This is a genomic window from Rossellomorea aquimaris, assembly GCF_008180865.1.
GTDB lineage: Bacteria > Bacillota > Bacilli > Bacillales > Bacillaceae_B > Rossellomorea > Rossellomorea yichunensis.
Window position 1 is genome coordinate 905421 of sequence record NZ_VTEX01000001.1, and the last position, 26564, is coordinate 931984.

The window sequence follows — 26564 nt, forward strand, 5'->3', positions numbered from 1 at the left end:
GCCGTGTGGTAGACGTCTTTTTTCTTTTCCTGAGGAGATTGGTTTCCGTAACTGACACAATTATAATCTATTGTTCTTTCTCCAACGATATGCCAAATAAAACATCCCAACCACCACCGAACCTGCCAATAGAATAACCGTACCCTTATCCGCATCTAACACATTCATTACCACGAATGCCTCAATCAACAACGAAGGAATCTTCCCGCAAGAACTGATCACAGAAAAGGCAACAATAGAAATAGAGCTAAAAGCAGCGGCAACGGTTACCACACTTGAAGGCACAAATGGAACCATGCGGAACAAAAATAGAAGAAAGATCCATTCCGTTCCAGACGCTTCTTTTAATTTAAGAAAGTATTTGTTTGACAGAATCTGATCAATACCTGCAAACTTCATTCCTTTTCGGTACAAATAAAAACTAACAATGGCCCCTAGGGATTCACCAAGTATGGAAATCACGATTCCTGTCCAAAACCCAAATGCGGAAATATTAAAGGCCGTTAAGAAGACACTTGGCAGGAAACCAAGGATACTGATGAGTATATTAATGAATATACTGATAAAAATGAGAGACCAACTATCTAAGCCGATGAATTCATTCATGAAATGTTGCAGGGTGGAAGTCATATTTTAATTCCTTTGTAATAGATTATAGATTATCAGAATAAGACATCTGGAATGTTTTTGAAAGAATTTCTTTAAAAATGGATTAGATAATCGTCCATATATGAATCAACTTTGTCAAAAAACTAGAATCACAACGAGGAGGATGTGCAGTTGAATGCATACATTTAATTTAACTATAGAAAAAAAGGAAGCAGCATTCCATAACCTAGGATTGCTGCTTTTTAACTGCTTAATTTTTCACAATTTTTCCAATGGATGGACCCAACATCACTATGCGGATGGCATTCCTTTTGAAGATATTTGTATTCATCCTCAAGTTCTTGCAGCGTCAGCTCGAATAATTGTTTGTCGCCTTTTTTGAAAATGTTGTGGACAATTAATTTGTTTATTAACTCATTTCTACGATTTTGAATAGCTTCCTGGAGAATTTCCCCCATATTTGATCACTCCTCTTATTAGTATTCGAACATTGGAAGTGGCTCCTTCATTGAAAAGAGCCCTCTTCCTAGTAGATAAGAAGAAGGCTTTATGTATCAAACTTCAACTCATCTTCCAAGCTCAATGCTTGTGGAATTAGCACAGTGTTCTACGATGTAGAATCTGTTGCTGAGGCATCATCGGGCCAGTCCCTCTACCTCTCTGGATAAGTAGCTATATAGTTGTCATGGAATACTTATATTATATATATGAGTATTCATAGTTGTCAACTAGGAATTGAGAGATAGATATAGTTAATAGGATAGAATAGGGATATTGAAAATAAAATATAAAGGTTTAAACTAACCTTCATTCCGATTTATTCCCAATTCAGACACAGAATCTTTTTCTAATCAACAATAAACATGATAATCTGTATACATAAACGCAATTATTGGAGTGAAACGTATGAAGACAGTGGTTGTCGTAGGTGGAGGAATTACAGGACTAACAGCTCTGTACCATCTTCAAAAAATATCCATAGAACGAGAAATAGATATCGAGTTAATCTTAATCGAGCGAGATCGGCAGCTTGGCGGCAAAATAAGAACTATAAGAGAAGGCGAATTCATTATGGAAGCAGGAGCAGATTCCATCGTAGCCCGAAATGAAGGGGTTCTTTCTCTAGTTGAAGAACTTCAACTTCAAGAGGAATTGGTCTATAATGAAACAGGCACATCCTACATTTATACAAATGGGGAATTACACGAGATTCCCCAAGATACGATCTTCGGAATTCCCATGTCAGTTGAGTCACTTAAAAGTAGCACCCTGGTGTCAGAAGAAGGGAAGATTGACGCTCTTAAAGACCTCGAATCGGAAAATACACATTTTACAAAAGAGAGTTCCATCGGTGAATTTTTAGAAGCATTCCTGGGTAAGGAACTTGTCGAGAAACAGATAGCTCCAGTATTATCAGGGGTTTATTCCGGTAATTTGCATAAACTCACTATGGCTTCAACACTTCCGTACTTACTTGATTATAAAAATGATTACGGCAGTATCATTAAAGGTTTATCAGCAAATAAACAAAAATTCCAAGGGGCATCCAAAAGAAAGTTCATCTCGTTTAAAAATGGTTTATCAACCATCATCGAACGGTTAGAAGAAAAATGCTCAGGTGCCACAATTTTAAAAGGTGTAGAAATAAAAGCTTTTCAAAAAACGGGTGATAAATACAAACTCACTCTTAATGGTCATGGTAGCATTCAAACGGATTATGTAGTTTTCGCAACACCTCATGATGTAACCCAAAAGATACTGACTCATGAACAACTGGAACCCGATTTTAATAAACTGAAAAACTCATCACTGATTTCGATCTACCTCGGATTTAACATTCCAGATGCGGACCTTCCTGCTGATGGGACAGGCTTTATCGTATCAAACGGCCGAGATGTGAAATGCGATGCATGCACATGGACTAGTCGGAAGTGGAAGCATACATCCAATAACCAAAAACTATTATTGAGGCTTTTTTATAAAAGTACAAACCCCCATTACAATGAGTTGAAAGAATATAGCAAGTCAGAACTTGTAAGTACGGCACTAGAGGATATCAGAAAAAGCATAGGTATAGACTGTGACCCGGTTTCTGCTGAAGTAACGAATTGGAAAGATCTGATGCCAAATTATCATCTTGAGCACGGTCAGTCTGTCCAATCTTTAGATAACAACCTGGCAAACGAGCTACCAGGCGTGAAGCTGGCCGGTTCTTCATATTATGGAGTGGGTATAGGTGCCTGCATTCAGAACGGAAAGAAAACAGCCGAATGGATTGTAGATTATTTAGAGAAGAATACATGATTTATATTGACTAAAATTCGACATTAAAGGAAAAAAGCCTGGCATCCAGGCTTTTTCTTTTAATTAATGCGATTTATGATAGCATAACTACTCTTTCTTTTTGAAATATGCAGCCGTTTTCTCTAGTCCGGAAATCAGATCATATTCAGGTTCCCAGTTAAGGTTTTTAAGCGCTTTCGTGTTTGATAGATGACTGTGTAAAATATCTCCTTCCCGTTTCGCTTCGTAGTTTGGCTTTTGTAAAGAGTGGATTTGGTTAGAAAGCAAGGTATAGAGTAGATTGATGGATGTTTGGGTGTTGGTGCTGATATTGAGAACTTGGTTGTCAGCATTTGTGATGGCAAGAAGATTCGCCCGGGCCACGTCTTCTACGTATACAAAGTCCCGTGTCTGATTTCCATCCCCAAAGATGATTGGTGTCTCATTGTTTAATAGTTGCTCAATAAAAATGCTTATGACTCCGCCTTCACCATCGGATCTTTGCCTTGGTCCATATACATTGGCATAACGCAAAATGGTATACGGAAGATTGTAGAGCCTATTAAATAGTTTGATATAAGTTTCAGATACTAATTTTGAGGTGCCGTAAAAGGAAATAGGACTAGTGGAACTCTCTTCCTGAATCACCTCATTTGTATATCCATATACTGCACTCGAAGAGGAGAAGATGAATTTTTTCACATCGTATTTAATGCTGTACTCCAACAACTTTACGGTTCCTAATACATTGACTGCGGCATCTTCTGCTGGATTTTCCAATGATTTGGCTACGCTCACTTGGGCAGCGAGATGCATGACGATGTCGGGTTTTTCTTTTTCGAAAATTCGTTCAACTTTATCAGATAATAGATTTTTTCTATATATTTTGACTCCATTTGGCACATTTTCCTCCCTGCCATTAGAAAGATTGTCGAGGATAATAGGTGTGTGACCCTCAGCGAGCAGTAAATCTATAATTTGGGAGCCAATAAATCCGGCACCGCCTGTAACTAAAATTTTCATTTTTGATCCTGGATCAGTTTATTCTCCCTCATGATGAGTCTCCTTTCTTCATAAATATGTTTGATAGATCTGTTCAATCTTTCTCGTCATTTCTTGGCTTGTTAAGTGTTGACGAGCATAGGATTCAGCGGCTTTAGCAAACCTATCACGTTCTTCCCTGTTGGTAATGAAACGCTTTATCGCTTGTGACAGCTGTTCGACGTTACCAGGTTCACAAAGGATGCCTGTTTGTTCATGTCGGATCATTTCCGGGATTCCCCCGCATGTAGTGGAGATGACCGCTTGCCGGGAAAACATCGCTTCCATGACGGATAGGGGGAAGTTATCATTTACAGTTGCTAACACATAGATGTCCGACATCGAAAGAATATGGGGTATATCGTGTCGTTTTCCAAAAAAGATCACGTTATCTAGCTTAAGCTCTTTCACTTGTTCAATCAGTTTTTCCTTCATAACACCATCTCCGACAATCCATACTTCTACATTGGTCAGGTGTTCCCGAACCTTGGACAATGCTTCTAGAAGAAATCCATGTCCTTTGCGTGGAGATAATCGGGAGACGCATGTCAGGATGATGTTTTCATGAGTTTTATGAGGAAGTGGTTTGAAATCTATCCCCGTATGAACAGTGACCATTCTTTCATCTTTTGCACCGAAGTCCATTAAGTTAGGTCTGAAGGAATCTGCAATCATAACGATTTCAGTACTTGATCCAATACCTATTTTTTCAAGCTCAGTAAAGTAGGCTTCTTCAATGGAACCTTTCTCCATTTTATTGAATTTCAAGCGGCTTTTCGTAAAGAAGCCGTGTGGAGTAAAGAGTAAAGGTTTTTTGTACGTTTGATTTAAATGTCCCAGAATGAAAATGGCAAATAGGTCTTGAGCGTGAATGATGTCATATTGATGGAGATTTTTTTCTTTGAGAAAGTGTTCAAATACATGAAGGTAGCTAAGATTTTTTACGATTTTTTCATTTGCGTTTCCGTAGCGGTTAAGCATAAAGTTACGGGCTTCAGAGGCAGCTTGGGGAATCCATACTTCCAGCAGTTCTGAAGACATATGGTTGGGCGCAAGTACATCTACAATATGACCGACCTTTTCAAAGCCGTTTTTTATTGAAGTGATGTAATGTGATAATCCCCCTGTATGAGGGTATTGAAAAAATGTAACGTACAAGATTTTCATTGGCTTTGAATCACCGCCTTTTGTCTTCTGACCGAATGGTTGGAGAGTGAGAGACTCTTTAGAGTCTCTTTTCACATCATAATATTGATCCATAATGGTAAGAAGAGAGGGATGAATGTTGAAAGGGGGCATTCGACTCAAGTTTTTTCATCCTTTCGTGTCTATTTATAGATTCCCAGTTCACTTCCCCAGGTTGATATTTTTTCTAAATGGTAGGGAAGAAGCTCACCTCCGCGGTTGTCAAAGATCCTTCTCAGCTGAGTGTGTAATCCTTTTTCGAGGGTTCGTTGAAGGTACGCCATTTTGTACAGGTGAATCGGTTTGGTTTTAAACTCGATCCCATATTTCTTCATTTCATTCGTGTACACGTCGACTGCATGGGTACGAATTTCTTCCGCATTGCTTTGCCAATCCTTCCGAAAACCTAGTAAAATTTCTACGAGGACAATCATATCAAACCATGTAGGGGAATACTTGGCTGATTCCCAATCGATGAATTGAATCGCCCAGGGTTCATTTTTGCTGACATCTTTAGAACAGATATTCTGCATATGAAGATCTCCATGAGTAATGGAGGAGCCGCTTGCCAATAGTTCGGGAAAGAAGTCAGGACCTTTACTGTATAAGTTTTTTAGTGATTTATAATGTGGTTTGATGATGTCCTTCAAATTTTTATCCTTCTTGGCATTGTCTAGAAATGTCATTGTATTAGAAATGAATTTTTCCCTGTCGTCTTTCATTTTTGCCGAGTTGTAAATGGGAAACCAATTTTGAAAAGTGTTTTTTTCTTTCTTGAAATTTTCTTCGTACGTGTGGGCGTGAAGTTTTGCAAGGGTTGGGATAATATAATCAAAATGTTTGGGTGTAAAGGTCAGCTGTCCACGAATTTGACGGACAAACTCCATGAACACCCACGTATCACTTCCATGTTTCACAATTAAGTAGATTTCAGGAAGAAACTCTTTTAAAAAAGGGTAAGCATGACTGTAGACATTAATCTCGACTTCATTTTTGTATTTGGTAGAATGGTAGATTTTAAAAATGATAGGGAAGGTGTCTGTGTGTGTTTGTAACTGAAGCTGATAAATGCTGCTTCTCTTAGTTGATTTAAGGTTTTGTATTGATGTAGTAATGATGCCTACTTTATTCCCAAGGGATGTGGAGAGTTTTTCTTCAATTGAGTGTTTTTGAAACATAGAATTCAGTTCTTGTGGTGTGTACATATTCAATCACTCCTTCGTTTTCTTTTCCACGCATTCCGCAGGTGAGACAGGGTACTCCTGATAAAGGGCATAGGGTCATCAAAGGCAAGAAGGGCGAATACCTTTTTTCCTCTGAGTCCATAAAAGAAATCTTTTAAACTCATTTCCCCATATCTTCTTTTTTCAAGAAAGGTAAGGAAGTACCGTACCAGGTAAATCCATTGAACCCCGTCAATTTGCTGCAATTTTGGAGATGGGTGTTGGCCTGTAAGATACAGGTAATATTGAAGGGTGAAATCAACTCCGGAGGGACCGGTTAAACTATGGGTCAGCCAGAACCTGGGATTGATTTCAATGAGCTTATATTGCCCATCCCGTGGATCTTTTTTATATTCGATCATACTTACTCCTTTTAGTCCCAACTCTTTCAATAGTGGAACACCAACATCGACCAGATCAGGTATTCGTTTGCTCACGATATGTGCTCCCGTTCCGAATTGTGCAGGGAATTGGTGGTTTTTTTGGAGAGTGAAAAGGGCAAGTAATTCCATTTCATCATCGAAAAATGTGGCAACTTTATAAAAGCATTGGTTGTCTCCAGGAATGATTTCCTGAATAATAAGCTCACCGAACTTGCGATAAACAGGATAGATTTTCTTTAATTGGATTGCGTCTTGAATATGAATGGCTTTCTTATTTACATGTTTTCTGAATTCATGTCCGAACACAGGCTTTAAAATACAGGGGAAATCTAATTGAGTAATCGCCTCATCAAGCTGCTCTTCATTTTCCACAAAAAAGGTTTTGGCTGTTGGAACATTATATTCCAATGCTAATTCATAGGTTTTCTTTTTATCTAATAAATCCATAATTAATGAGTGATCAGGATATAAAAACAAGTAGTACTGGGATAATTCGTTCCTGTATTTTGAGATGAAGACAACATAATCATCTGCACCTGCGTAAAGCACAGGCTTCATACCAAGATTCACCGCCATTCCTTTTAAAAAAGAAAGCAGCTCTGCTTCTTGGTTTAAGGGGCTTGGACATACCCCACATGTTGCAAGTCTTGATTTTCCCTTTGAATAGGGACCTTCTGTATCAAATGCATATACATCAATTCCTTTTCGGGAGAGGGCATGGATGATGCCAACTCCATTAGCGCTTAAATCGAGGACAACAGCTGGATGTGATGACAACATCATTCATCCCCCGAATCTATTAGATTTTGGTAAATCCCTTCAATCTTGCCAACCATGGCTTCCCGAGTGAGATGATTTTTGGCATATCGATACGCATTTGCGCCCAATTTCTTTCGCAATGCTTCATTTCCGATCAAATGTTTTAGTTGAGTTGTTAACTGGCTGACATTGCCTGGCTCAACAATGATTCCCGTTTCATTATGATGAACAATTTCCGTAATACCACCGCAATTAGTTGTTAGGATCGCTGCACCGCTATGCATGGCTTCAATAATGGAAATGGGAAGGTTGTCATTTATGGTTGGAAGAACAAATATATCCGTTTTACTTAATATGGTAGGGACATCATCGCGTTTACCTAAGAATCGAACGTTTGGTAGTCTCAATGATTTGACTTGAGTTTCAAGCGCTTCACGCATTTCCCCATCCCCGACAATTTGCACCTCAACCTGAGAACTTGTTCCATTAATTCGGGAAAGGGCATTAAATAAATCCGAATGTCCTTTTCTAGGTCCAAGTCTTGCGATGCATGAAATCACAATTTTCCCACTCGTTTTACCACGTTCAATGGTTTTAAAATCAACTCCTGTATTAACGGTTGTCAGTTTTACAGGTTTCGCTCCCAGTGAACTTAATGGATCACGGAAAGAGTCACTTAAAATGACCATATGGGTCGCGTATTCAATCGCTTTTTTCTCAATCTCTTTGTAATACACTTCTTCTACAGACCCTTTTTCAATTCGGTTAAATTTGACCCTGCTAAAGGTGAACATTCCATGTGGGGTGAAAAGAAGAGGTTTACCTAAATCTTCATTGAATCTCCCTAAGATATTGGCTGTGAATAAATCCTGAGCGTGAAGTATATCGTATTTTTCCAATTTTACAGATTTCATCATCTGTTCATAGATGTAGAGCAAACGACAACTTTGTATGATTTTACTTGTGTATGAACCGTATCGTTGCTCAAAAAAAGTCTTTAATTCAGGGACGATCACCTCACGCAGCTTTTCTACATTCACTTGTGAAAACTGATTCGGAGCAATGACATCCACTTTGTGACCTAAAGACCTCAATCCTTCTCTTAGAGTAGTAATGTAATTTGAAAGACCACCTGTATGAGGATAGTCCCAAAAAGTCGCTATCAAAATGGACAGTTTCTTACTGCCAGGTTTACTTTTTTTCTTTTTCGACTTTAATTTCTTTTTCCGTTCTTTTTTTCGTTTAGAATCTTTACCCTTATCCTTTATTTTTGCCGTTATGGGTTTTGACTTTACTCCATAATAATTATCGAGAGCAGAAACAAGGTAAGGATAAGGAAAAAATAGTTCTTTCATTTCCAGACCCTCCTTATAACTTCAAATGCTTCAGCATACGGTACCCCAATCGTCATGCCTCGGACACTTGCTAAATTTTTGACACCTTCATAGGAACGCGGATGTGGAAACTCTCGCATTTCCACTTCATAATGTTTTAAGGAAGCAATTTTTTGAACAATCTCGGATGAAATGTTCACATAATAATTCGGTTTAAATTGCTTATCATTTGTATGGGTATTCCATTCACTTGAGGATACCGTTTCAAATGTGATCAATTCAATCGACTGTCTATTTGGTAGAGGACGCACTGCTGTTAATACGGCTTGAAACGTAATTTGGTGATCGATATTCAAATCGCCGTAATGATGGGTAAAAATCTTAGTAGGCTGATAGATATCGATTAATTTTTCAATTTCCTTGGTAAATAGATGAAGAGGCATCATTTCTAATTCCAGGTTCGGATGCTCCAGAAAAATAACTTCTTTAATCCCAATCTCTTTGTTTGCTTTCCGGGCAAGCTGTTGAATGTGATGGGCCTCTTCTTTTCTTCCGTTTGCTGTAATGATCGAGACGACTCTATTTCCTTGATCCACTAACCTCTTTAGCGTTCCAGCTGTCCCAAGTAGTTCATCATCTGGATGTGCTGCTATGACCAATACAGTTTCTTTCATTCCCTTCACCCCATTTTAATCTCTATTACATTACTATATGTATCCTTCTATATTGTCGAAACAGACACCAGCACAGGGCTAATGTCTGTTTCTTATTTTTTCTTTTTTGTTTGACCGATACTAATTCCACCGCTGATAATTTGTAATCGTACATATCCATCACCATCAATCCATATGAAGAAATCTGGTCCGGCTGTTAAAAATGTTCCTTGCTGATCAAGTAGTTTACTTCCCGCATATACATTGATTTTGTCACCAAGTGTGAAATATTTATTCAAAATCGTGGTATGGAAGTCGTTTTTATCCTTGACATGAGAAGAAGGTGAGACTGGCTTACTAACCTTTTCATTAGTTTTCTGGTGGAATGATTGTAATTTTGATTCTTTAATTGGGTTGTTGTTGTGTAAGATATCGAAATCCTGCTCTATAGTAGTTTTAACTTCATCTTTTACGATGTTTTTTTGTTTGTGATTCCTGTATTCTACTTGGTTATTAGTGCGATTTAGTTTGTATTTCACTTCATTCCCTGGTGACTTGGAACTTAAGATATCAGATTGAACTTTTTTAATAGATGGAGTAGATTTTGTTTCGTTTTTTTTCATTTTCACAGGTGAAAAGTCTGTTGGCTTGACGTCCTTTTTGACTTCTTTGACAGATGAAGCAGAGTGTAAGATATCAAAGTGAGTTTCTGCAGTAGGTGCAGGGGAATTTGATTCATCACTTGCGGATTCTAAAGATGAGTGATCTCCGCGATTGTCTTTATTATTTCCTTCTTTAGCTGGTAAGCTCGAGTTTAAGTTTTCATCAGCACTTTTCTCATATTCATCAACGATCTTTTTTGTTCTTAATTCAGTGCGATTTAGTTTGTATTTCATTTCTTTACGAGGAGGGCTTGAGCTAAGGATCTCGAAGTTGAATTCAGCAGCAACCATCTTATGTTCACTAACGATTTTCATAGCCCTGACGCAAGTGCGATTTAGTCTATACTTGACATTTTTCGCTGAAGGAATCGAGACTGGTATGTTGTTTTCGGTAGAAGATTTTATATTACTATCTTCGTTTACGTTTTTATTCGATTTGTTATCGAATCTTGATGTGTATGGGGTTGTTTCATCATACGAATTCCCGGGTTGTAGAGTGTCAGTATCCATTGTAAATGATGATTGGTTAGAAAAATCTTTATCAGCTTCATTTAAGCTGGTATGAAGCTGCTCATCATTTTTATCTTCCAGAAGGTCATCATGTAAAACTGCTTTCATTTTTTCTGCTGCTTTCAAACTCATGTCATGAATACCATCTTCAATAAACGAGCCGGCAGAGTAAGTTTGTTTCGTAACATCTGATTCTAATAAGTGTGAGGGACGCATAGATTTCATTTCGTGCTTTTTTATGTCATGTGGTTTTTCCTCATTAGAAACAATATCACTAACTGGTTCATCAACCTGACTTTTTATATAGGTATTTTGATCATTTTGATGAATGTCTTTCCTAGTCTCTTTTCTTAATACTTTCTCCTGCTCGTGCTTGATTTCGATAAACTCTTCTTTACATTCTTCATTGTCACATTTACTGTACGATGGATTATTTTTTTGTAAGGGTTGTAGGGTTGGTGCGCTTGCTTGATATTTTAATTGGGGAATACTGTTGTTGGGATCGATATAATTAAATCTTTCGAATGGTCGCACCTCTCGGGACAGTAAGCGCGGACATTTGCCACGTCTTTTACGGAGTTTTGGCTTAGATACTCGAGAAAGTACTATGCTGGGTTGATCTTCTGTTGTCAGAGTGATGTCGAAAGAAGGTCGCTCAGTCGATTGATGGTGAGTATTAGTTTCGTTCAAGCTGCTCATCATACTGTGAATGATTTGAGATACATGAGTTTGATTTAGAAAAGGAGCATCTTGCATCTGTTCTACTACGGGAAAAGTAACAGATTCTTTTTTGGGTTTTTGGTAGCTCACAAAGATGGATTGATTGTGACAAGGTACCATAAAGTCATCGTAATAACAGGAGGAAAAGATCCTTGGCAATATATATTCATTAATAAAAAGATAACAATTGGGCATGTGCTTCACTCCACGTCTCTGTATCTATTAATAACCTATTCAAAAGCCGGGTTAGAGTGAGCGGAATTTGGGTTAATACGATAAAAATAGGCTATACATTCCTTTTTTACATACATATATTGATTATGAATTGTAGACAAATTGTAAAGGAGTGGAAAACCTATGGTAGAAGATTATGATGATTACACTAGAAAATATTCCGATCATCATGACGATGAAGAGCATTGTGAGGGGGACCCCGATGAGCAAGAAGAGTTATGCTCAGAAGGCGCCGGGGAAAAAGAAGAACCAGGCAATCAAGATCTTCCAGAAACAGATGAGAACTGTACACACGAACATGAAGAGCATTGTTCAAATCAGGATCTTGACGACCTCCCGTGTAAATCCGTTGAAGGCGTGTTAAATTCAATGTTCCAACTTGGAGATCATCTTGAAGTTTTCTTTGAGGATGAAATGATTGACAGCGGCGGGACATTCGTAGCAGCATTCGACAATATCCTCATTTGGATGGATTATAATGCAAATGTCAATTTCACAGATTTATGCGGTCCGATCAGTGTAAGAAAAATTGGCTCCAAGAGAAAGAAAAACCGGAAGCACTATGACAAAAACAAAAATGAGCCTAAACATAAAGGTGATAACCAGATCGAGAAGAAGAAAAAAGGCAAATCGGAAAAGAAAGAACAAGGTCCTCGGAAAAAGGCTGAAAAGAATAAACAGTCCGACGTTAATGAAGAACTGCTGAACTTCGTAAAGCTTGAGAAAGAAGAACATGAGACTGAGGGAATGTCCCAGGAGAGTCTAAATCTTCAACACATACACGAGGACAATGAAACAATTGAAAATGAGAGTATCACTGTAGAAATTGTTGATTCCTCTGGTGATGAAGGAGAAGACTACGATCCCGATTCAGTTGATGAAAAAGTAGGGTTAATCAATTTGCTCGTTGAAGATTACTCGAACGATTCAGATGAGGAAGAAGAGGAGTACACTCCACCATTGGAAACAGATGAAGATCATTCTGAGGAAAAAGAGTCAGATGCAGGCAATGAAGAGAAAGCAGAAAACGAAAGTGACTCACAAGAGGTATTAGAGGTGGAACTGGCCATCGATATCCAAGAGGAGAGTCAGGCTTCTTCACTGGTAGAAGAGTTCGAAAGCCAAGAGGAGACCCTATTCAGTATAGAGGAAAGCCCTTCAGAAGATACCTTGGAACATTCACTAACCAACTCACCCCTTGAGAATGATAAAGAATAATTAATCTAGTAAAAGACTAATTCGAAATATTTTTATGAAATCTAGTTATCTGCCTTTACGCATTTAACGGTTCAGCATAAAAATAGAGTAAACACCGAAAGGAGGAAACATAATGTCTAATTTGTTCAAAGATGGTAATATGGCTGATTTTCTTAATAAAATTTTATCTTTAGGTGATAAAATCGAGGTCCTATCTGGTGACGAAGAAATCGAAGAGGGTTCATACGTTTACGCAAGCGATAACTTCGTTGTATGGGCTGATGATAACGGCCATATGAACACGTCTAACTTAAATAATGTTACAGTTCGTAAAGTTTAGTTAACATTATTTAGAAACGAAGAAAATGACTGGACGCAATCCAGTCATTTTTTCTTTTGAAGGAAAAATGAAAATGATAGGTAAAAGCCCTATCATTTTTCGTGTATTTTAATATAAATATATAGACTGTTGAATGTTAAAAGAGAAAGGAGGAGGCATTATGGGATTTTCCGATAAACTTAATAAAGTACTCAAGCTTGGTGACAAAATCGAGGTTATTTCAGGAGCAGAAAAAATAGACTGTGACGGAACATTTATAAAAGCTGAAGATCACTATTTAGTATGGTCCAATGGTAATGGTGACGTTTTATTTACTCACCTGGATAGGGTAACGGTGAAAAAAGTATAATCATTTTTGATAAAAATTCCAGGGATAGTACTTTATTTGGGAGTACTATCCTTTTTTTGATTCAAGGTGCTTGTCCTAAAACTTATTAATAAAACATTCTTTCCTTATTGATTAAAGGAAAGAACGTTCTTGTATCTATGATATTTTAGTGAGGAACTTCATCATATGGAACTACTTATGTTTCTTCCAAGCATCATGGAGCTCAGGATTTAAATTCTTTACATTTTCCAGGAATGCGCCTGTTAAACCAAATTTCTTCATTCCTTTTAACAACTTCGTTGGAACAGGTGAGTCGGATGTAAATGCTCGCTTGTGATCAATCACTTTGAATTCACCATTTTCATCCATTAACATATGGCGAACCTCCGTATCCCATCGAGTAAAGCCTAATCGTTTAAATTCTTCTAAGACGAATAATATTTTTTTAGTCATTTCTCCATCAATATAGCCGTGTCGTTTCATATGACGGGCAAGGGATATTCCTTGTACAAACTCCATGACAATGTAATTATCACCAAATTCATAAAGACGAGGCATAATGGCCGATGTCTGACCTATCTTCATCGCTTCTAGTTCCCGTTGATGTGTTTCTTCCTTAAAGAAGTACTTAACAACTTTGTCCTCAGCTACCTTATAGATTTCCCCATCTTTCCCATCACCAATCATTTCAAAGGCTTCCAGGTCTTTCTTTGAAATTTTTCCGTTAAAAAAGTTCTCCATTGATCATCACTCCTTTACATGGTAGACTTTCACTTTTTTATATTGTATGGAAATAGATTCAGTTTCGTAACCGAGCAAAATGCTGAAATTTCTTAGAACTTGGATTAAAATAATGCTTCTTAGCAAAGTGTGTTGTTTAGTAACATACGATCCAGGGGTTCAATCAATCAGAGTGCGCTTGATATAAAAACTTCATAAATTTAATCGTATGAATTAAAGGAGGAATTATTATGGGTAGTAGCAACTGTGCCAACAGCAAAATAAATGAGTTACGAAGAAGCAGGATGAAAAGGAGCAAAAGCTACTTCTGATAATCATGGCATGAAATTCCATCAAGAAATTGGACCAAAGGGAAGCAGCATTTCCAGTAACTCAAAGAAAAACTAAAGATAATGAAAAAAGGAAGTTGTTAATAGTAAGCCTATTCTCTTTCTCTATTAATGAACAATAAAACCGAAGGAATGAAATAATCTCTTTAGTATTGATATATCAAAAGCTGGCTCATCCTATAGCCTGACGCTTTCTCAGCAGAGGCTGCCATATTATAGTATTCTTCCAATATAATAGACTATCGTTTATTTATAGAACCACAGGATGTTTGTCTACACGTACTATTCATATCTTTCATAAACTATAGTAATTCTGTTTAGTTATTCATCATTTGATTAATAGGATTAAAATATTGATATATGAAAAGTAGGTGAGTAAATTGGGATCTAAAAGAGGTCATGATAAGGAAGACAAGCATAAAGTGTGTAAGAAAAAAAGCGAGAAAAGCAAAAAACGAGGAAAGCGAGTACCTCAAGAAGAGTTAGAACCCCAGGATGTCCAAGTAATTCAAGGTGAACAAAGGCTTCAAGGCGAACAAGGACCTCGAGGCGAACAAGGGCTTCAAGGCGAACAAGGGCTTCAAGGCGAACAAGGGCTTCAAGGGGAACAAGGGCCTCGAGGCGAACAAGGGCTTCAAGGCGAACAAGGGCCTCGAGGCGAACAAGGGCTTCAAGGGGAACAAGGGCCTCGAGGCGAACAAGGGCTTCAAGGCGAACAAGGGCTTCAAGGCGAACAAGGGCCTCGAGGCGAACAAGGACCYCAAGGGGAACAAGGGCTTCAAGGCGAACAAGGGCCTCGAGGCGAACAAGGGCCTCAAGGGGAACAAGGGCTTCAAGGGGAACAAGGGCTTCAAGGGGAACAAGGGCCTCAAGGGGAACAAGGGCTTCAAGGGGAGCAAGGGCTTCAAGGGGAGCAAGGGCTTCAAGGGGAGCAAGGGCCTCGAGGCGAACAAGGACCCCAAGGGGAACAAGGGCCTCGAGGCGAACAAGGGCTTCAAGGGGAACAAGGACCTCAAGGCGAGCAAGGGCCTCGAGGGGAACAAGGCCTTCAAGGCGAACAAGGACCTCAAGGGGAATCGGGCCCTCCAGGAGAGCGTGGAATACAGGGTGTAACAGGTCCTCGAGGGGAATGTACATGCAATAGTAAGTACTGTAATGTGTATAGAATTGGTGGAGATCTTATAATACCTGACCAACCTGTTTCCTTTAACCATACTGGCATTAGTTCTGCTGGGGACTTTATTCACTTGGGAACTTCGATAATCGTAGTAAATGAAGGAGACTACAAAATTAACTATAACGTTGTATTTACTAGTGGTAAAACAGGATTTAGTAGAGGAGGAGCATACGCATTATTCGTGAATGGTTCAATAGTTGCATCCAGCAGGTATGGTAACCAACTAGGCATCTTCACAAGTGCACCTGTGACCCTCGATTCCATTTTTCAAGTTAATGGAGAAGCGATTGTTCCTATACCAGCAGGAGGAAAAGTAGAACTTAGAAATATTGGGCATACGACAGATAACCTCATTGGTAATGTGGACAATACTCCAACTAATAGTGCAGGATTAACAATGTTAAAGCTAAATTAATAGTAGGAATTAACTATCTGGAGGGCGCTGACCGGACATGCGGAGGTCAGCGTTTTTTTATACTGTTCCAATTACCTCACTGCTATTTTCCAATTCTTCATTAACCTCCCACATTTATGGAATTAAATGTTAATATATTTACTGAGTGATCTCTCAATGTTATTGATACTATAAGCATAAATTAGAGATGGATAATAATGAGGACATCGTATAATTAGTATTTTAAAAAGGAGGAAATTCAATGGCCAGATTACCAAGGGTTGTCCAAGCAGTATTAAATGACTACCTGATTTTATTTAACAAATACTTGCCAAATACGATGGAAGGGTTGTATTTACACGGTTCCATCTCGTTGGATGCGTATGTGAATAATTCCAGTGATATCGACTTTATCGCAGTTACCAGCCGCCGAATGACACCTGAAGATGCTGAGAGTTTATATCTTATACATAAAGAATTAGCGTTACAATACCCTAAGCCGGAAATGGATGGAGTTTATATCATTCAAGGGGAGATAGGGAAACTTAGCACAAGCGAAACAAACGAGTATCAAGAAAATGCATATTACAATAATGGTGAATTATATTTTGGCGAATATTTTAATTTCAACCCAATCACTTGGTATTTGATTAAGCATAAGGGGATTAGCTTTATGGGACCTGACACGGCTTCTTTTGATGTAACTATTTCTTTACACCAATTAAGCTCTTATGTTCTTTCCAATATGAATTCGTATTGGGCGGGAAGAACCCGTGGGATGGAAAATTCAATCGAGGACATTATGAAATATCCGACTGAAATCATTGATAATGAGATAGAATGGTCCGTCCTTGGTTTGCTTCGTCAATACTATACATTAAGAGAATCTGGAATTACCTCCAAGCAGGAAGCTGGAGAATATGGACTGCAACATCTTCAGGATGAATGGCACAACATTATAAGGGAGGCCATGAATATTCGTGATGGTTTGAGAGTGAGTCTCTTTAACACAGAAGAAGAACGGATTAAACATACCCTTGGGTTTGCAAAGTATTTAATTTCTAATTGTAATGATATGTTCTTTCCTGCTAATATTAATCATACATAAGGTTCCAATTCCCTAAATCAGGGTAAAGATATCGTATACATACTTAAAAGGAGGATAACGCTGTGAAACAAGCCATGCTTATCGTTAACCCCTCTTCTGGGAAGGAAAAAGGGCAGGATTATAGTGAACATGCTCTTGAGACCATGACAACGATGGGGTATAAAACGGAATTGCGCATTACAGAAGGGGAAGGAGATGCCATGGATTTCGCCAGGGAAGCATGTGAGCGAAAATTTGATTTCGTCGCAGTGATGGGAGGGGACGGAACAATCAATGAAGCGATTAACGGAATAGCTGAGCAGTATCACCGTCCTCAAGTTGGTCTGATCCCACTCGGAACTGTAAATGATTTCGCACGAGCTTTAAATATTCCTTTGAAACCTGAAGAGGCCATTGACATATTCAGGCATAAACATGTGCAGAGGACAGATGTAGGAAAAATCAATGACCGATACTTCATCAATATCGTCGCAGTAGGCGCGTTGGCAGAAGCATCGTTCTCAACCCCCGTCGAACAGAAGTCTAGGCTTGGTCCACTTGCATATATAATCGAGGGAATGAAGAAAATGAAAGAGAAGCAGCCGTTTGAGCTTAAGGTCCATTCCGCTCATGACTGGGAAGGGGACGCGCTTCTTATGCTTGTTGCCCTGACAAACTCTGTCGGAGGTATGGAAACCATTGCACCCGAGGCCAAAGTAAATGACGGTAAGCTCCATGTCTTTATCATCAAAGACGTAGCCCTTCCTCATTTTTTATTGCTCCTTCCAAAAATCCTTTCAGGAGAACTGGCAGAAAGTGAACATGTCCATTATATGAAAGTCACAAACCTGGAAGCGTCATCGTCATATAAGATGATTGCCAATGTTGATGGGGACGAGGGGGACAAGCTGCCAATTACAATAGAAAACCTCAAGCAGCATCTGGACATACTTGTACCACCTACAGAATAGGAGGAACGAACAATGAAATTAGAAATTACCGAGTCTGCAAAAGAAAAACTATACGAAATCCCTGATGGCAAAATCATTCAGCTATCACTTGACCGCGGAAGCTGCGATATAGTGAACAATCTCTATGAAATAAAGCTAGTAGAAAATAGAGAACCTGATTCAACAGAGAAAATTATCCAATCCGATGATTTGTACTTCATTGTTGACGGCGACTTCGAAGATACCTATGGACACGAACTCACGATTGACTATAAAAATAATTTCTTTGTGTTTAAAAATAAAAATCAGACGTTTAATAATCGAATTGGACTCAGGTACGTGTAAGAAGGAGACGGGACTTTCTTTTTTTAATGGTAAGTGCTGCGTTGTATAGTAATTATATACTTTATGTGTTAACATTACTTCTTACAGCAAACAAAGGACGTGACATTCATGATAAAAATTGAAATCCCACAAGCGGATATTTCCATAACGGAACGCAGACAACCTAGAGACTCAGAAGAACCGAAGATCAAAAGTATCCAAGGGTTCATCGATCTTCACGAAATCCCAAGAGACAAGGGTGGCATCATCTTATTTTACAACATCAACGACGAACTTCTCTTCGTTGGGAAAGCACGTAAACTAAGACAAAGAGTCAAGAAACATCTTGAAGATGCCGTATCACCACTACGTAACCACAGAGGCGAAATCTATCGAATCGATGTTGCCATTGTTGAAGATGCGATGGATCGTGAAATTTACGAAACGTATATCATCAACAAATCCCAATCGAAATATAACGTAGACAAAGTTTTCTATAAATAATATAAAAAGGAACCAGTGTCACAAAAAATAGACGCTGGTTCCTTTTGGGTTAAAAATGGATTTCATCATGTAGTATACGTCTTTCATGTTTTTCACCTAATCACAAACTCTGGATTCCATCTTACCAACAACTCTTCTCGAACTCCATAATATGTCGTATTAGTCCGATCCGTCACTCCATAAGACACTACACATCCATCATCCGACCAAGCGATGTTGATTGTTACTATGACTGAAGGTCTTTTCACTCCGGCAATCTCAATATCCACTGACTGATTTAAATCAAAAATCGTCCGAAAACTAATCTCTTCCCGATGGATCGAAGGAGGGGAAGGAGCATCTTCTATATTCACAAACTTCTTATCTCGATCATGGATGTCATACGTAATAAATGACTTCCCGGGCTTTATCCAGTACATTATTAATTCCACACGTCCTGCTTTTAATGGTGTCCCCTTAAAAGCTTCGTGAAATAGATCTTCATACGTAATGACTTCGTTCAGCTTAATGGGATTGATGGTTCCGTTCACAGAAGTACCCCCTTGGTATATGCCTATATATGGTCATAGTTATACATATTGGAGGTTGGGCTTCAATAGAACAGGTAGTTAACCGCAGAGAATTAACCTTTCAAAGGAAGAAGGTCAGGAAAAGGAGTAGTTGAGACGAATATGTGCCCAAGTGGGTTTATACTCGTTTTTTCTTTCTAAATAAATAAGAAGACTCGTAAAAAACGAATCTTCTCAAATAGGATATTTTCATTTCCCGTACATCATTGATAAACAAAGCTCTTCATCTGTCATCACATAGTTATGAACTTTCTCAAGTGTTTCTTTCAAAACAGGAGATAAACTGTTTTTAGAATATGCACAGACAGATAGCAAGCCTTCCTGTATAACGTAATCATCTGAAGTTGATTCAAATTCGTTGAGAATGGTTGCATCTGGTTCACTGGATGTCCACTCGACATGGGCCCAGGTTCTGATGGAAGGATTCTGCTTCTTTATGATGGAAATGTCTTTCTGGAAATGCTTAAGTATATTTTCAGTATTAAAGTCACCATTAAAAAAATAGTAATCAAAGTTATCAACTAAATAAATGGAAGATTGTTGCTCCTCATTCAATATCCTTTTCATTCTATTTCTGACCTTGGAGATATTTCTCATGCTTTCTATAACCAGGATATGCTGGTTATTCTCCAATCCAGAGCGAATAAATAGCATAAGGTTGCTAAGATAGGTTTCTTCTGACTGAAATTGATAAAAGACATGGCCTTTGTGTAACGTTACTAATTTCACTTCATTTAACGCTTCCATTACCTCACCTCACATCCATTAGGAACCAGAACTTCTATGGCTGAGATGCATGAGCCTTCAGAAGTTGGATTATATAAATCATAACACAATTATTTGTCATTCCATACACATTTTGTTACTTGATTGTATAGAAGTTTGAAATTTCTGAAAATAATTAATTGATTAATTATAATTTCAAGAGATACAGTTGATCGATAGAAAAAAGTTATTGGAATGAATTGTTTTATAAATGATACTATTAATTCAAGTGGTTAAAATAATTGAGAATAGAAAGGGAAAATAATGACTTTTCATTTTACCAAGGTAATCGAACCAACTCCTGTCATTGTAGATGCCATGAATCGCTGGGAAAACAATCCAGACTTAGTTCCATTAATTCGCCCCAATAAAAACAAGGAGGAACTGGAACAACAGTGGCAAATAACTTTAGAAGAGTTCAAAAACCGTTTAGACACCCATCATTTTTATCTTATTTATATAGATGACAAGCTTGTGGGAGAAATGAATTACATGGTCGACCCAAGCCATCTTCACAAAAGAGCACCCGGAACTGCTTGGATAGGAATTACAATAGGTGAAGAGGGTGGACGTGGAAAGGGGATAGGTTTCAAGGCTATCCAATATTTGGAAGAAGAGATAAAAAAGCAAGGTCTAACAAGAATTGAATTGGGTGTATTTGAGTTTAATACCCGGGCATATAAGCTTTATCAACAGTTGGGATATCAAGAAATCGCTAGAATTGCTGACTTTACTTATTGGAAAAATTGTATGTGGTCTGATATCAGGATGGAGAAGTATTTAGGAGAATGAACTTGAAAAAATAGATGAACTTAAATTACAAGATTTGAAAAGAGAAGAAGTCAAAATAACTTCCTTAACCTTCCATTTTCTGATACATTTCTGTAATAAATGTAATGTTCAATCTTTATCATCTATTGGCACCACCCACGCTAATGGGTTTGTATTAAGGCAAGATTGGGTCTGAATAATTTTGTATAACCTCCCTATTAAAAGCGGCTTTGAGGATATTCTAAACCAACACGATTATTTCTGGGAGCATAATAAGCATCGCTTTAACCATCCAGCTTCATACAAAAATACACATTTGTAAAATCGTGGTAACCTTTCTTTTTTTGTAATCAAGTAAAATAAAATTAGCTTAAAAAAGGGGGGAACCACATGCAAGAAAACATTCATAATTATGAAGATTTACTGGAGATGCTGGATTCATTTTTAAGGGAACCTACTCACTTTTGGGATGAATTTTTTTCTGATCGTGACAAATCAGTACCAATATTTGTGAATGCACCTGACGAAAATTTAGTATCATATGTGGAAACGGGAAGGATTCCGGCTGGAAAAGTACTGGAACTCGGTTGTGGGCCAGGCAGAAACTCGATTTATTTAGCGGAACAGGGCTTTGAGGTAGATGCAGTTGATTTATCAAAAACGTCCCTCGATTGGGCAAAGGAACGTGCAGATGAAAGGAATCTTACCATCAACTTTTTACACCAAAATATTTTCGACTTCACTAGTGAACAGGTGCAATATGATTTCATTTACGATTCAGGTTGTTTTCATCATATTGCACCTCATCGAAGAATGAGTTACATAGATATTATAGCCAATTCATTAAAGGATGAGGGATATTTCGGTATCACTTGTTTTCTTCAGGGCGGAAGGTTAGGAGGTTCTGATATATCCGATTGGGAAGTATATAGAACAGGCTCACTTATGGGTGGACTAGGTTATACAAAGGAAAGATTAAAGAATGTATTCCGTTCATTAGAAGCTATAGAAATTAGAAAGATGATCGATAAAGTTGATTCTGATAACCTATTTGGCGCATCAGACTTATTGACTGGTCTTTTCCAAAAGAGGTAATCAAAAGAATGGAGCTGCTAAAATTAACTAAAAAAGGGATGACATGATCACTAATTAGTGATTTGTCATCCCTTTTTCACACCCTGAATCGAGACAAGAAACGCAAAAATTCATTTTGTACTTTATGTTGATACTTTGTAATGGCAAAGGTTTTTGCTTCCGGCATGGGAAAAGCTTTTGTTTCAACCTCTAAGAGTCTTCCTTCCAGCAGCTCTCTCCTGACTGTAGTCGAGGGAAGATAGGAAACGCCAAGGCCTTCTGAGATGAATCGTTTCGTAATATGTGTTTGTGAAACCCTCATCATCCTGGTTTTTGGATAGAATTGCTTTATTGTATAACAAAGATCATCCCAATAGGCAGGGTGATTATGGGTCAATAAGTAATTCGATGCTAATAACTCCTCTTCTTCCAATGGTGGGGCTGATTCGAAATCCCGTCCATCATGAGGAGCCACCAAAATGACTTTATCGGAAAACAATAGAGTCAGTTCAAGTTCAGGACTAAAGCAAGGAAGGCAGGAAAGTCCAATATCGACTCTTTCCTCTAAAACAGCCTTCTCTATTTCAGCAGATTCAATAATTTCAACCGAAATCTCGACCTTGGGATGAGATTCTAAATATTGTTTTAAAACAAAAGGTAATATATTATCAGCAATCAAGGGAGATATTGCCATTTTTAGTGTTGTCGTGTATCCCTGACTAAAGGATTGAAGCTCATAGATTCCTTCCTCATAGATCTCGATCAATCTCTTAGCATGTTGTAAATAGGACCTTCCCGCTTCTGTCAGCTTGAGTTTCTTTCCTTCTCTCTCAAATAGGATAACTCCCAGTTCTTTTTCAAGTTGTTTAATGTGTACCGTAACGGTCGGCTGTGATATATATAATCGCTCCGCCGCTTTCCTGAAATGATTGAATTCAGCTGCCGTAATAAACGTTTTCACCACATTCAAATCCACTTTTTTCACCCTATCTTTATTAATGGCTCTTTTCGCAATGATTGTTGTTTTCAAGAATAGAAGCTGCCAGTGCTCTGTCAACCGGTTTATGCTGGATGGTGAGGGGATCTGCTCTGCTTGCAGCTAGCGTTCGGCCGAGCCTCCTCAGCTTAGCTGAACGGGTTTTCGGCTCGCCCAAAATCCGCCGGAATCTGCGCAGTTCCCTTCACCATCTATAACAGAATTTTCTTGACAGAGCTTCAAGGTGTGCAATAAAACTATGTAACTAGAAAGAAATAATTCTTCTATAAAAGGAAATTCAATCTCTACTTACCTTTAAGAATTCATGCTCAAAAAGTTGATTCTCACTGCAGGATGCTCGACTCCTGCGGGAATAGCTGGACAGTACGAAAAGCGGAGGGGCTTTGCCTAGGGGCGACAAGCATAAGTCGAGTCTGCCGGAAAGGCGCTCTTTGCCTTTTTGATAGACTTGGCTTATGACCTCGAGCCCCTAAGCCCCGCGGAAAGCGAGCATCCTGGAGCGGAAATCAACTATTACTTTCTCCTCTACAATATCAAAAAACTATATGAAAAGAGCCTTATTAATTAATAAATGTAATCAATTTAATTAAATATATTTAATTTTCTTAATTATAAATCCATTATACAATAATTGTAATGAAGGAAAAGGGGATGAAACGAATGTTTAGTGAAGGATTAAAAGGAATTATAGCTGCACAAACAACGATCAGTCATATCGATGGTAAGGAGGGCGTCCTCATCTATAGGGGATATGAAATCGGGGAACTCAAGGACCTGTCATTTGAAGAAGCAGCTTTCTTATTATGGTATGGGTATCTTCCAACGATGGAGGATGCAGTGGACATAAAAAACAAATTGAGCACGTTCCGATTCATAACGCCTGCAATGAAGGAGATCCTTCATTCTTTGCCAGTTGAAATGGACATGATGAGTGTATTAAGAACCGTCATCTCCTCTCTAGGAGGACCAGAATACACTTGGAAGCCAACTATTGAACAGGCAATGAGATTGACGGCCGTTATTCCTACCATCATTTCCTACCGTTTTAATATGAATTTGGAAAAACCTTTCATTGATCCGGATCCCCAGCTGAACCATGTGGAAAATTATCTCTATATGCTATCCGGAAACAACCCGTCCAAGGCTGTTGCTGATGCATTGGAAACGTATATGGTCCTGACCCTTGAGCATGGAATGAATGCTTCTGCTTTTTCTGCAAGAGTCACAGCCTCAACGGAATCCGATCTGGTTTCAGCCATCACTTCAGCCATCGGAACAATGAAAGGACCGCTTCACGGAGGAGCACCATCCGGGGTCATTGATTTACTGAACGAAATAGGAACTCTTGAAAAAGCGGAAAATGTCATAAGAAGAAAGTTGCTGAAAGGAGAGAAGCTGATGGGGTTTGGCCATCGGGTGTATAAAACTCATGACCCAAGAGCCATCGCTTTAAGAAATACCCTGTTAGAAAATAAGGGGGATGATCACTCTCTGGATCTAGCACTTTATGTGGAGAAGAAAGCGATTGAACTTTTAGCTGAAATTAAGCCGGGGAGATCCCTATACACAAATGTAGAGTTTTACGCAGCTGCCATCATGAAATCGATTAATCTGCCATCAGATCTCTTCACACCGACTTTTACGGCCAGTCGCATCGTTGGATGGACTGCACATGTATTGGAGCAGGCAGAAAAGAATACGATATACCGGCCGCAATCCGAATATATAGGAAAACGAAACAGTTAGTGGAAACAACCTGCTTGTTTACACAACGCAGGTTTTATTTATTGTAAGCGATTCAATGTAAGCGTGATATAATTAATGTATACTATAATAGGAGTGATATAGATGATCAGTAAAGTCGGTCAAATCATGTTATATGTCCATAACCAGGATGAGTCGGTACATTTCTGGACTGAAAAAGTCGGGTTTACAGTTCTATCCGAAGAAGATAACGGGCAGGGGATGCGATGGATTGAAATCGCCCCGACGAAAGATGCAGAGACAAGCATTGTGCTTCACAACAAGGAATTGATTGCTAAAATGCAGCCCGAACTTAATCTCGGAACTCCATCTTTAATGCTATTCACAGACAATCTGGATGAATTACATAAAAACCTATCTGATAAGAATATAACGGTGGGACAAATTGTTGAAATGCCTTCTGGCAGAGTCTTCAACTTTGCGGATTATGAAGATAACTACTTTGCTGTCATGGAGAAAAATAAATAAAATGAATACTAGAAAGCCCGAGATCTTAATATGATCTCGGGCTTTCTATATTCTTTACTCATTTACGTCTCGTGAAGACTAATCTAACAATTAGGTTTCTTATCCAATACACCAAGGTGTGATCCAATCAATAAAAACTGAAAAATCAACAAGTACAATAGTCAAAACTGACCCCAAGACGCTTAGAGTTTCTAGGCATACGTTTTTCTTTTGATTGAAACAAAACTTGGCATTTTTTTGGGAATGTTCGTTCTAATGGAGGATATTGGGAGATTTTGTCGAATAGAAATAATACTCGTTGGTATAAGGTTAAATTTTTCATGATTTAAAGGATATGGAGGTAACGAACGTGAAAAATTTAGATGGGAAAGTTGTTGGCTTTGAATTAAGCAGTCAGGAGCCAGAAAAAGCGGCAGCATTTTACTCAAACGTATTCGGATGGGAAGTGGCTGAACCTCAATGGGACTACTGGGCAGTCTCAACCGGGCAAGGTAATGAAATGAATGGGGGTATAGGCAAAGGGCCTCATGATTATCCACACGGTACACGTATGCAAATTGAAGTACAATCCATTGACATATCCATTTCTGCAGCAAAAGAAAACGGGGCGATGGTTGTCAGGGATAAGATGGAATTTGGTGATTTCTTCCTTGCATATTTGGTGGATCCTACCGGAGTGGGAATTGGGTTGATTGAAAAGAAATAATTGAGGAAAGAAAATCTCATATGGCAAGGATAATGAATCTACTATTAAAAGGAGAATAGTCATGCAAAAGTTAGAAAACATTAATAAAGCGATGGATTACAAGAAAGCGATTATCACTCACCTGGCTGATCAAAAACAACAGTTTGAAGAAGGGTTGATTCCAGAAGAAGTGATTTCAAACAAACAAGGCAGGATTCAAATCCTTACTCAAACTGCCATGATTGAGGGGGAAGTGAATTTTTTTGATGGTGATGAAGAGATGAAGACATTCTTTGAATATGGGCTCGATCGGTTTGGGGAAGAACTCCAGGAACTTTCACCTGATATGATGGCAACAAATGCAACAGGCCCGATACATATTAAAAACGCTCGATTCAAATCAATTTCAGCCCCCGATTCTATTATCGAGATGGATGAAATGATTGTCTTCTCGGATCAAGTTGTTGGAATGGCTATTGTTAAATAAAAGGAAAGGAGCGTCAC

The 26564-nt window shown here is 38.5% G+C and carries 29 protein-coding genes and 1 riboswitch; of the genes, 16 read left to right on the forward strand and 13 right to left on the reverse strand.

The features are described from left to right. Positions 1-60 precede the first annotated feature (60 nt). Together FZC88_RS04420 and FZC88_RS04425 are read right to left on the reverse strand one after the other, a co-directional pair. Complete coding sequence (locus FZC88_RS04420; RefSeq protein WP_262371677.1) at positions 61-630, reverse strand: TVP38/TMEM64 family protein; 570 nt, start codon at positions 628-630, stop codon at positions 61-63. Between the two features lie 221 nt (positions 631-851). Beyond that, positions 852-1067: a Fur-regulated basic protein FbpA gene (locus tag FZC88_RS04425; RefSeq protein WP_148993791.1), complete on the reverse strand. Its 216-nt coding sequence runs from the start codon at positions 1065-1067 to the stop codon at positions 852-854. A 105-nt stretch (positions 1068-1172) separates the two neighbouring features. Then, positions 1173-1280, reverse strand: a riboswitch (SAM riboswitch). A gap of 235 nt (positions 1281-1515) precedes the next feature. Between FZC88_RS04425 and FZC88_RS04430 the strand changes: the two genes are divergently transcribed. Then, a complete protein-coding gene (locus tag FZC88_RS04430; RefSeq protein WP_148993792.1) occupies positions 1516-2913 on the forward strand; it encodes a protoporphyrinogen oxidase in 1398 nt (465 codons plus the stop codon). A gap of 87 nt (positions 2914-3000) precedes the next feature. Here FZC88_RS04430 and FZC88_RS04435 read toward each other — a convergent pair whose 3' ends face one another. From FZC88_RS04435 to FZC88_RS04465, 7 genes are all read right to left on the reverse strand, one after another. After that, complete coding sequence (locus FZC88_RS04435; RefSeq protein ID WP_148993793.1) at positions 3001-3915, reverse strand: NAD-dependent epimerase/dehydratase family protein; 915 nt, start codon at positions 3913-3915, stop codon at positions 3001-3003. 48 nt (positions 3916-3963) lie between these two features. After that, positions 3964-5232 (reverse strand): glycosyltransferase family 4 protein, encoded by a 1269-nt coding sequence (locus tag FZC88_RS04440; protein ID WP_262371789.1) that lies wholly within the window; start codon positions 5230-5232, stop codon positions 3964-3966. A gap of 29 nt (positions 5233-5261) precedes the next feature. Beyond that, a complete protein-coding gene (locus FZC88_RS04445) occupies positions 5262-6323 on the reverse strand; it encodes a phosphotransferase (protein ID WP_148969111.1) in 1062 nt (353 codons plus the stop codon). Between the two features lie 2 nt (positions 6324-6325). Beyond that, on the reverse strand, positions 6326-7504 hold the full coding sequence (locus FZC88_RS04450; RefSeq protein ID WP_148994285.1) for a carboxylate--amine ligase: 1179 nt from the start codon (positions 7502-7504) through the stop codon (positions 6326-6328). Then, positions 7504-8838 (reverse strand): glycosyltransferase family 4 protein, encoded by a 1335-nt coding sequence (locus FZC88_RS04455; RefSeq protein WP_148993794.1) that lies wholly within the window; start codon positions 8836-8838, stop codon positions 7504-7506. Before FZC88_RS04455 ends, FZC88_RS04450 begins: the two co-directional genes overlap by 1 nt. Continuing rightward, complete coding sequence (locus FZC88_RS04460) at positions 8835-9491, reverse strand: PIG-L deacetylase family protein (RefSeq protein ID WP_148993795.1); 657 nt, start codon at positions 9489-9491, stop codon at positions 8835-8837. The genes FZC88_RS04455 and FZC88_RS04460 overlap by 4 nt, the downstream gene beginning before the upstream one ends. Before the next feature lie 92 nt (positions 9492-9583). Beyond that, positions 9584-11557, reverse strand: a complete 1974-nt coding sequence (locus tag FZC88_RS04465; RefSeq protein WP_148993796.1) for a hypothetical protein — start codon at positions 11555-11557, stop codon at positions 9584-9586. A 162-nt stretch (positions 11558-11719) separates the two neighbouring features. Between FZC88_RS04465 and FZC88_RS04470 the strand changes: the two genes are divergently transcribed. The 3 genes from FZC88_RS04470 to FZC88_RS04480 all read left to right on the forward strand — a co-directional run bounded on the left by FZC88_RS04470 (position 11720) and on the right by FZC88_RS04480 (position 13482). Continuing rightward, positions 11720-12814, forward strand: a complete 1095-nt coding sequence (locus tag FZC88_RS04470; protein WP_148993797.1) for a hypothetical protein — start codon at positions 11720-11722, stop codon at positions 12812-12814. A 112-nt stretch (positions 12815-12926) separates the two neighbouring features. After that, the gene (locus FZC88_RS04475) at positions 12927-13133 is read left to right on the forward strand and encodes a hypothetical protein (protein WP_113967737.1); all 207 of its coding nucleotides are present in this window, start codon (positions 12927-12929) and stop codon (positions 13131-13133) included. Positions 13134-13293: 160 nt separating this feature from the next. Then, positions 13294-13482: a hypothetical protein gene (locus FZC88_RS04480; protein ID WP_113967738.1), complete on the forward strand. Its 189-nt coding sequence runs from the start codon at positions 13294-13296 to the stop codon at positions 13480-13482. A 171-nt stretch (positions 13483-13653) separates the two neighbouring features. Here FZC88_RS04480 and FZC88_RS04485 read toward each other — a convergent pair whose 3' ends face one another. Next, complete coding sequence (locus FZC88_RS04485) at positions 13654-14202, reverse strand: kinase (protein ID WP_148993798.1); 549 nt, start codon at positions 14200-14202, stop codon at positions 13654-13656. Positions 14203-15044: 842 nt separating this feature from the next. Here FZC88_RS04485 and FZC88_RS24205 point away from each other — a divergent pair. The 6 genes from FZC88_RS24205 (at position 15045) to FZC88_RS04510 (ending at position 18967) form a co-directional block, all read left to right on the forward strand. Then, entirely contained in the window at positions 15045-15644 is a 600-nt protein-coding gene (locus FZC88_RS24205) for a collagen-like protein (protein WP_222928928.1), read from the forward strand. A gap of 44 nt (positions 15645-15688) precedes the next feature. Next, positions 15689-16123 (forward strand): hypothetical protein, encoded by a 435-nt coding sequence (locus FZC88_RS24210; protein WP_222928929.1) that lies wholly within the window; start codon positions 15689-15691, stop codon positions 16121-16123. A gap of 241 nt (positions 16124-16364) precedes the next feature. Then, positions 16365-17210, forward strand: a complete 846-nt coding sequence (locus FZC88_RS04495) for an aminoglycoside adenylyltransferase domain-containing protein (RefSeq protein ID WP_148993800.1) — start codon at positions 16365-16367, stop codon at positions 17208-17210. Positions 17211-17272: 62 nt separating this feature from the next. Beyond that, positions 17273-18160, forward strand: a complete 888-nt coding sequence (locus FZC88_RS04500; protein WP_148993801.1) for a diacylglycerol/lipid kinase family protein — start codon at positions 17273-17275, stop codon at positions 18158-18160. Between the two features lie 12 nt (positions 18161-18172). Next, a complete protein-coding gene (locus FZC88_RS04505; protein ID WP_148993802.1) occupies positions 18173-18484 on the forward strand; it encodes an iron-sulfur cluster biosynthesis family protein in 312 nt (103 codons plus the stop codon). A 108-nt stretch (positions 18485-18592) separates the two neighbouring features. Then, a complete protein-coding gene (locus FZC88_RS04510) occupies positions 18593-18967 on the forward strand; it encodes a nucleotide excision repair endonuclease (protein WP_148993803.1) in 375 nt (124 codons plus the stop codon). A gap of 92 nt (positions 18968-19059) precedes the next feature. On the opposite strand, the gene FZC88_RS04515 is transcribed toward FZC88_RS04510, so the two are convergent. Both FZC88_RS04515 and FZC88_RS04520 read right to left on the reverse strand, forming a co-directional pair. Then, entirely contained in the window at positions 19060-19497 is a 438-nt protein-coding gene (locus tag FZC88_RS04515) for a hypothetical protein (RefSeq protein WP_148969100.1), read from the reverse strand. A gap of 228 nt (positions 19498-19725) precedes the next feature. Then, positions 19726-20283 carry an MEDS domain-containing protein gene (locus FZC88_RS04520; protein WP_148993804.1) on the reverse strand — a complete coding sequence of 186 codons (558 nt, stop codon included), beginning with the start codon at positions 20281-20283 and terminating at the stop codon, positions 19726-19728. A 282-nt stretch (positions 20284-20565) separates the two neighbouring features. On the opposite strand from FZC88_RS04520, the gene FZC88_RS04525 reads away from it, so the two are divergent. Together FZC88_RS04525 and FZC88_RS04530 are read left to right on the forward strand one after the other, a co-directional pair. Further along, on the forward strand, positions 20566-21093 hold the full coding sequence (locus FZC88_RS04525; protein WP_148993805.1) for a GNAT family N-acetyltransferase: 528 nt from the start codon (positions 20566-20568) through the stop codon (positions 21091-21093). Between the two features lie 369 nt (positions 21094-21462). Beyond that, complete coding sequence (locus FZC88_RS04530; RefSeq protein WP_148993806.1) at positions 21463-22167, forward strand: class I SAM-dependent methyltransferase; 705 nt, start codon at positions 21463-21465, stop codon at positions 22165-22167. Between the two features lie 76 nt (positions 22168-22243). On the opposite strand, the gene FZC88_RS04535 is transcribed toward FZC88_RS04530, so the two are convergent. Further along, positions 22244-23122, reverse strand: coding sequence for a LysR family transcriptional regulator (locus FZC88_RS04535; RefSeq protein ID WP_148994286.1), 879 nt, complete (start codon positions 23120-23122; stop codon positions 22244-22246). Between the two features lie 681 nt (positions 23123-23803). Between FZC88_RS04535 and FZC88_RS04540 the strand changes: the two genes are divergently transcribed. The 4 genes from FZC88_RS04540 (at position 23804) to FZC88_RS04555 (ending at position 26547) form a co-directional block, all read left to right on the forward strand. After that, positions 23804-24889, forward strand: a complete 1086-nt coding sequence (locus FZC88_RS04540; protein WP_148993807.1) for a citrate synthase/methylcitrate synthase — start codon at positions 23804-23806, stop codon at positions 24887-24889. A gap of 102 nt (positions 24890-24991) precedes the next feature. Next, the gene (locus tag FZC88_RS04545) at positions 24992-25375 is read left to right on the forward strand and encodes a VOC family protein (protein WP_148993808.1); all 384 of its coding nucleotides are present in this window, start codon (positions 24992-24994) and stop codon (positions 25373-25375) included. 349 nt (positions 25376-25724) lie between these two features. Beyond that, a complete protein-coding gene (locus tag FZC88_RS04550; protein ID WP_262371682.1) occupies positions 25725-26081 on the forward strand; it encodes a VOC family protein in 357 nt (118 codons plus the stop codon). Between the two features lie 61 nt (positions 26082-26142). Continuing rightward, positions 26143-26547, forward strand: a complete 405-nt coding sequence (locus tag FZC88_RS04555) for a hypothetical protein (protein WP_148993810.1) — start codon at positions 26143-26145, stop codon at positions 26545-26547. Positions 26548-26564 lie beyond the last annotated feature (17 nt).

Coding starts and splice junctions, on each gene's coding strand:
- FZC88_RS04480 (WP_113967738.1), top strand. CDS start 13,294: ATGGGATTTTCCGATAAACTTAATAAAGTACTCAAGCTTGGTGACAAA.
- FZC88_RS04420 (WP_262371677.1), bottom strand. CDS start 630: ATGACTTCCACCCTGCAACATTTCATGAATGAATTCATCGGCTTAGAT.
- FZC88_RS04450 (WP_148994285.1), bottom strand. CDS start 7,504: ATGTTGTCATCACATCCAGCTGTTGTCCTCGATTTAAGCGCTAATGGA.
- FZC88_RS04430 (WP_148993792.1), top strand. CDS start 1,516: ATGAAGACAGTGGTTGTCGTAGGTGGAGGAATTACAGGACTAACAGCT.
- FZC88_RS04545 (WP_148993808.1), top strand. CDS start 24,992: ATGATCAGTAAAGTCGGTCAAATCATGTTATATGTCCATAACCAGGAT.
- FZC88_RS04520 (WP_148993804.1), bottom strand. CDS start 20,283: ATGGAAGCGTTAAATGAAGTGAAATTAGTAACGTTACACAAAGGCCAT.
- FZC88_RS04505 (WP_148993802.1), top strand. CDS start 18,173: ATGAAATTAGAAATTACCGAGTCTGCAAAAGAAAAACTATACGAAATC.
- FZC88_RS04495 (WP_148993800.1), top strand. CDS start 16,365: ATGGCCAGATTACCAAGGGTTGTCCAAGCAGTATTAAATGACTACCTG.
- FZC88_RS04470 (WP_148993797.1), top strand. CDS start 11,720: ATGGTAGAAGATTATGATGATTACACTAGAAAATATTCCGATCATCAT.
- FZC88_RS04510 (WP_148993803.1), top strand. CDS start 18,593: ATGATAAAAATTGAAATCCCACAAGCGGATATTTCCATAACGGAACGC.
- FZC88_RS04425 (WP_148993791.1), bottom strand. CDS start 1,067: ATGGGGGAAATTCTCCAGGAAGCTATTCAAAATCGTAGAAATGAGTTA.
- FZC88_RS04485 (WP_148993798.1), bottom strand. CDS start 14,202: ATGGAGAACTTTTTTAACGGAAAAATTTCAAAGAAAGACCTGGAAGCC.
- FZC88_RS04555 (WP_148993810.1), top strand. CDS start 26,143: ATGCAAAAGTTAGAAAACATTAATAAAGCGATGGATTACAAGAAAGCG.
- FZC88_RS04440 (WP_262371789.1), bottom strand. CDS start 5,232: ATGCCCCCTTTCAACATTCATCCCTCTCTTCTTACCATTATGGATCAA.
- FZC88_RS04540 (WP_148993807.1), top strand. CDS start 23,804: ATGTTTAGTGAAGGATTAAAAGGAATTATAGCTGCACAAACAACGATC.
- FZC88_RS04525 (WP_148993805.1), top strand. CDS start 20,566: ATGACTTTTCATTTTACCAAGGTAATCGAACCAACTCCTGTCATTGTA.
- FZC88_RS04530 (WP_148993806.1), top strand. CDS start 21,463: ATGCAAGAAAACATTCATAATTATGAAGATTTACTGGAGATGCTGGAT.
- FZC88_RS04465 (WP_148993796.1), bottom strand. CDS start 11,557: ATGCCCAATTGTTATCTTTTTATTAATGAATATATATTGCCAAGGATC.
- FZC88_RS04445 (WP_148969111.1), bottom strand. CDS start 6,323: ATGTACACACCACAAGAACTGAATTCTATGTTTCAAAAACACTCAATT.
- FZC88_RS04455 (WP_148993794.1), bottom strand. CDS start 8,838: ATGAAAGAACTATTTTTTCCTTATCCTTACCTTGTTTCTGCTCTCGAT.
- FZC88_RS04435 (WP_148993793.1), bottom strand. CDS start 3,915: ATGAAAATTTTAGTTACAGGCGGTGCCGGATTTATTGGCTCCCAAATT.
- FZC88_RS04475 (WP_113967737.1), top strand. CDS start 12,927: ATGTCTAATTTGTTCAAAGATGGTAATATGGCTGATTTTCTTAATAAA.
- FZC88_RS04460 (WP_148993795.1), bottom strand. CDS start 9,491: ATGAAAGAAACTGTATTGGTCATAGCAGCACATCCAGATGATGAACTA.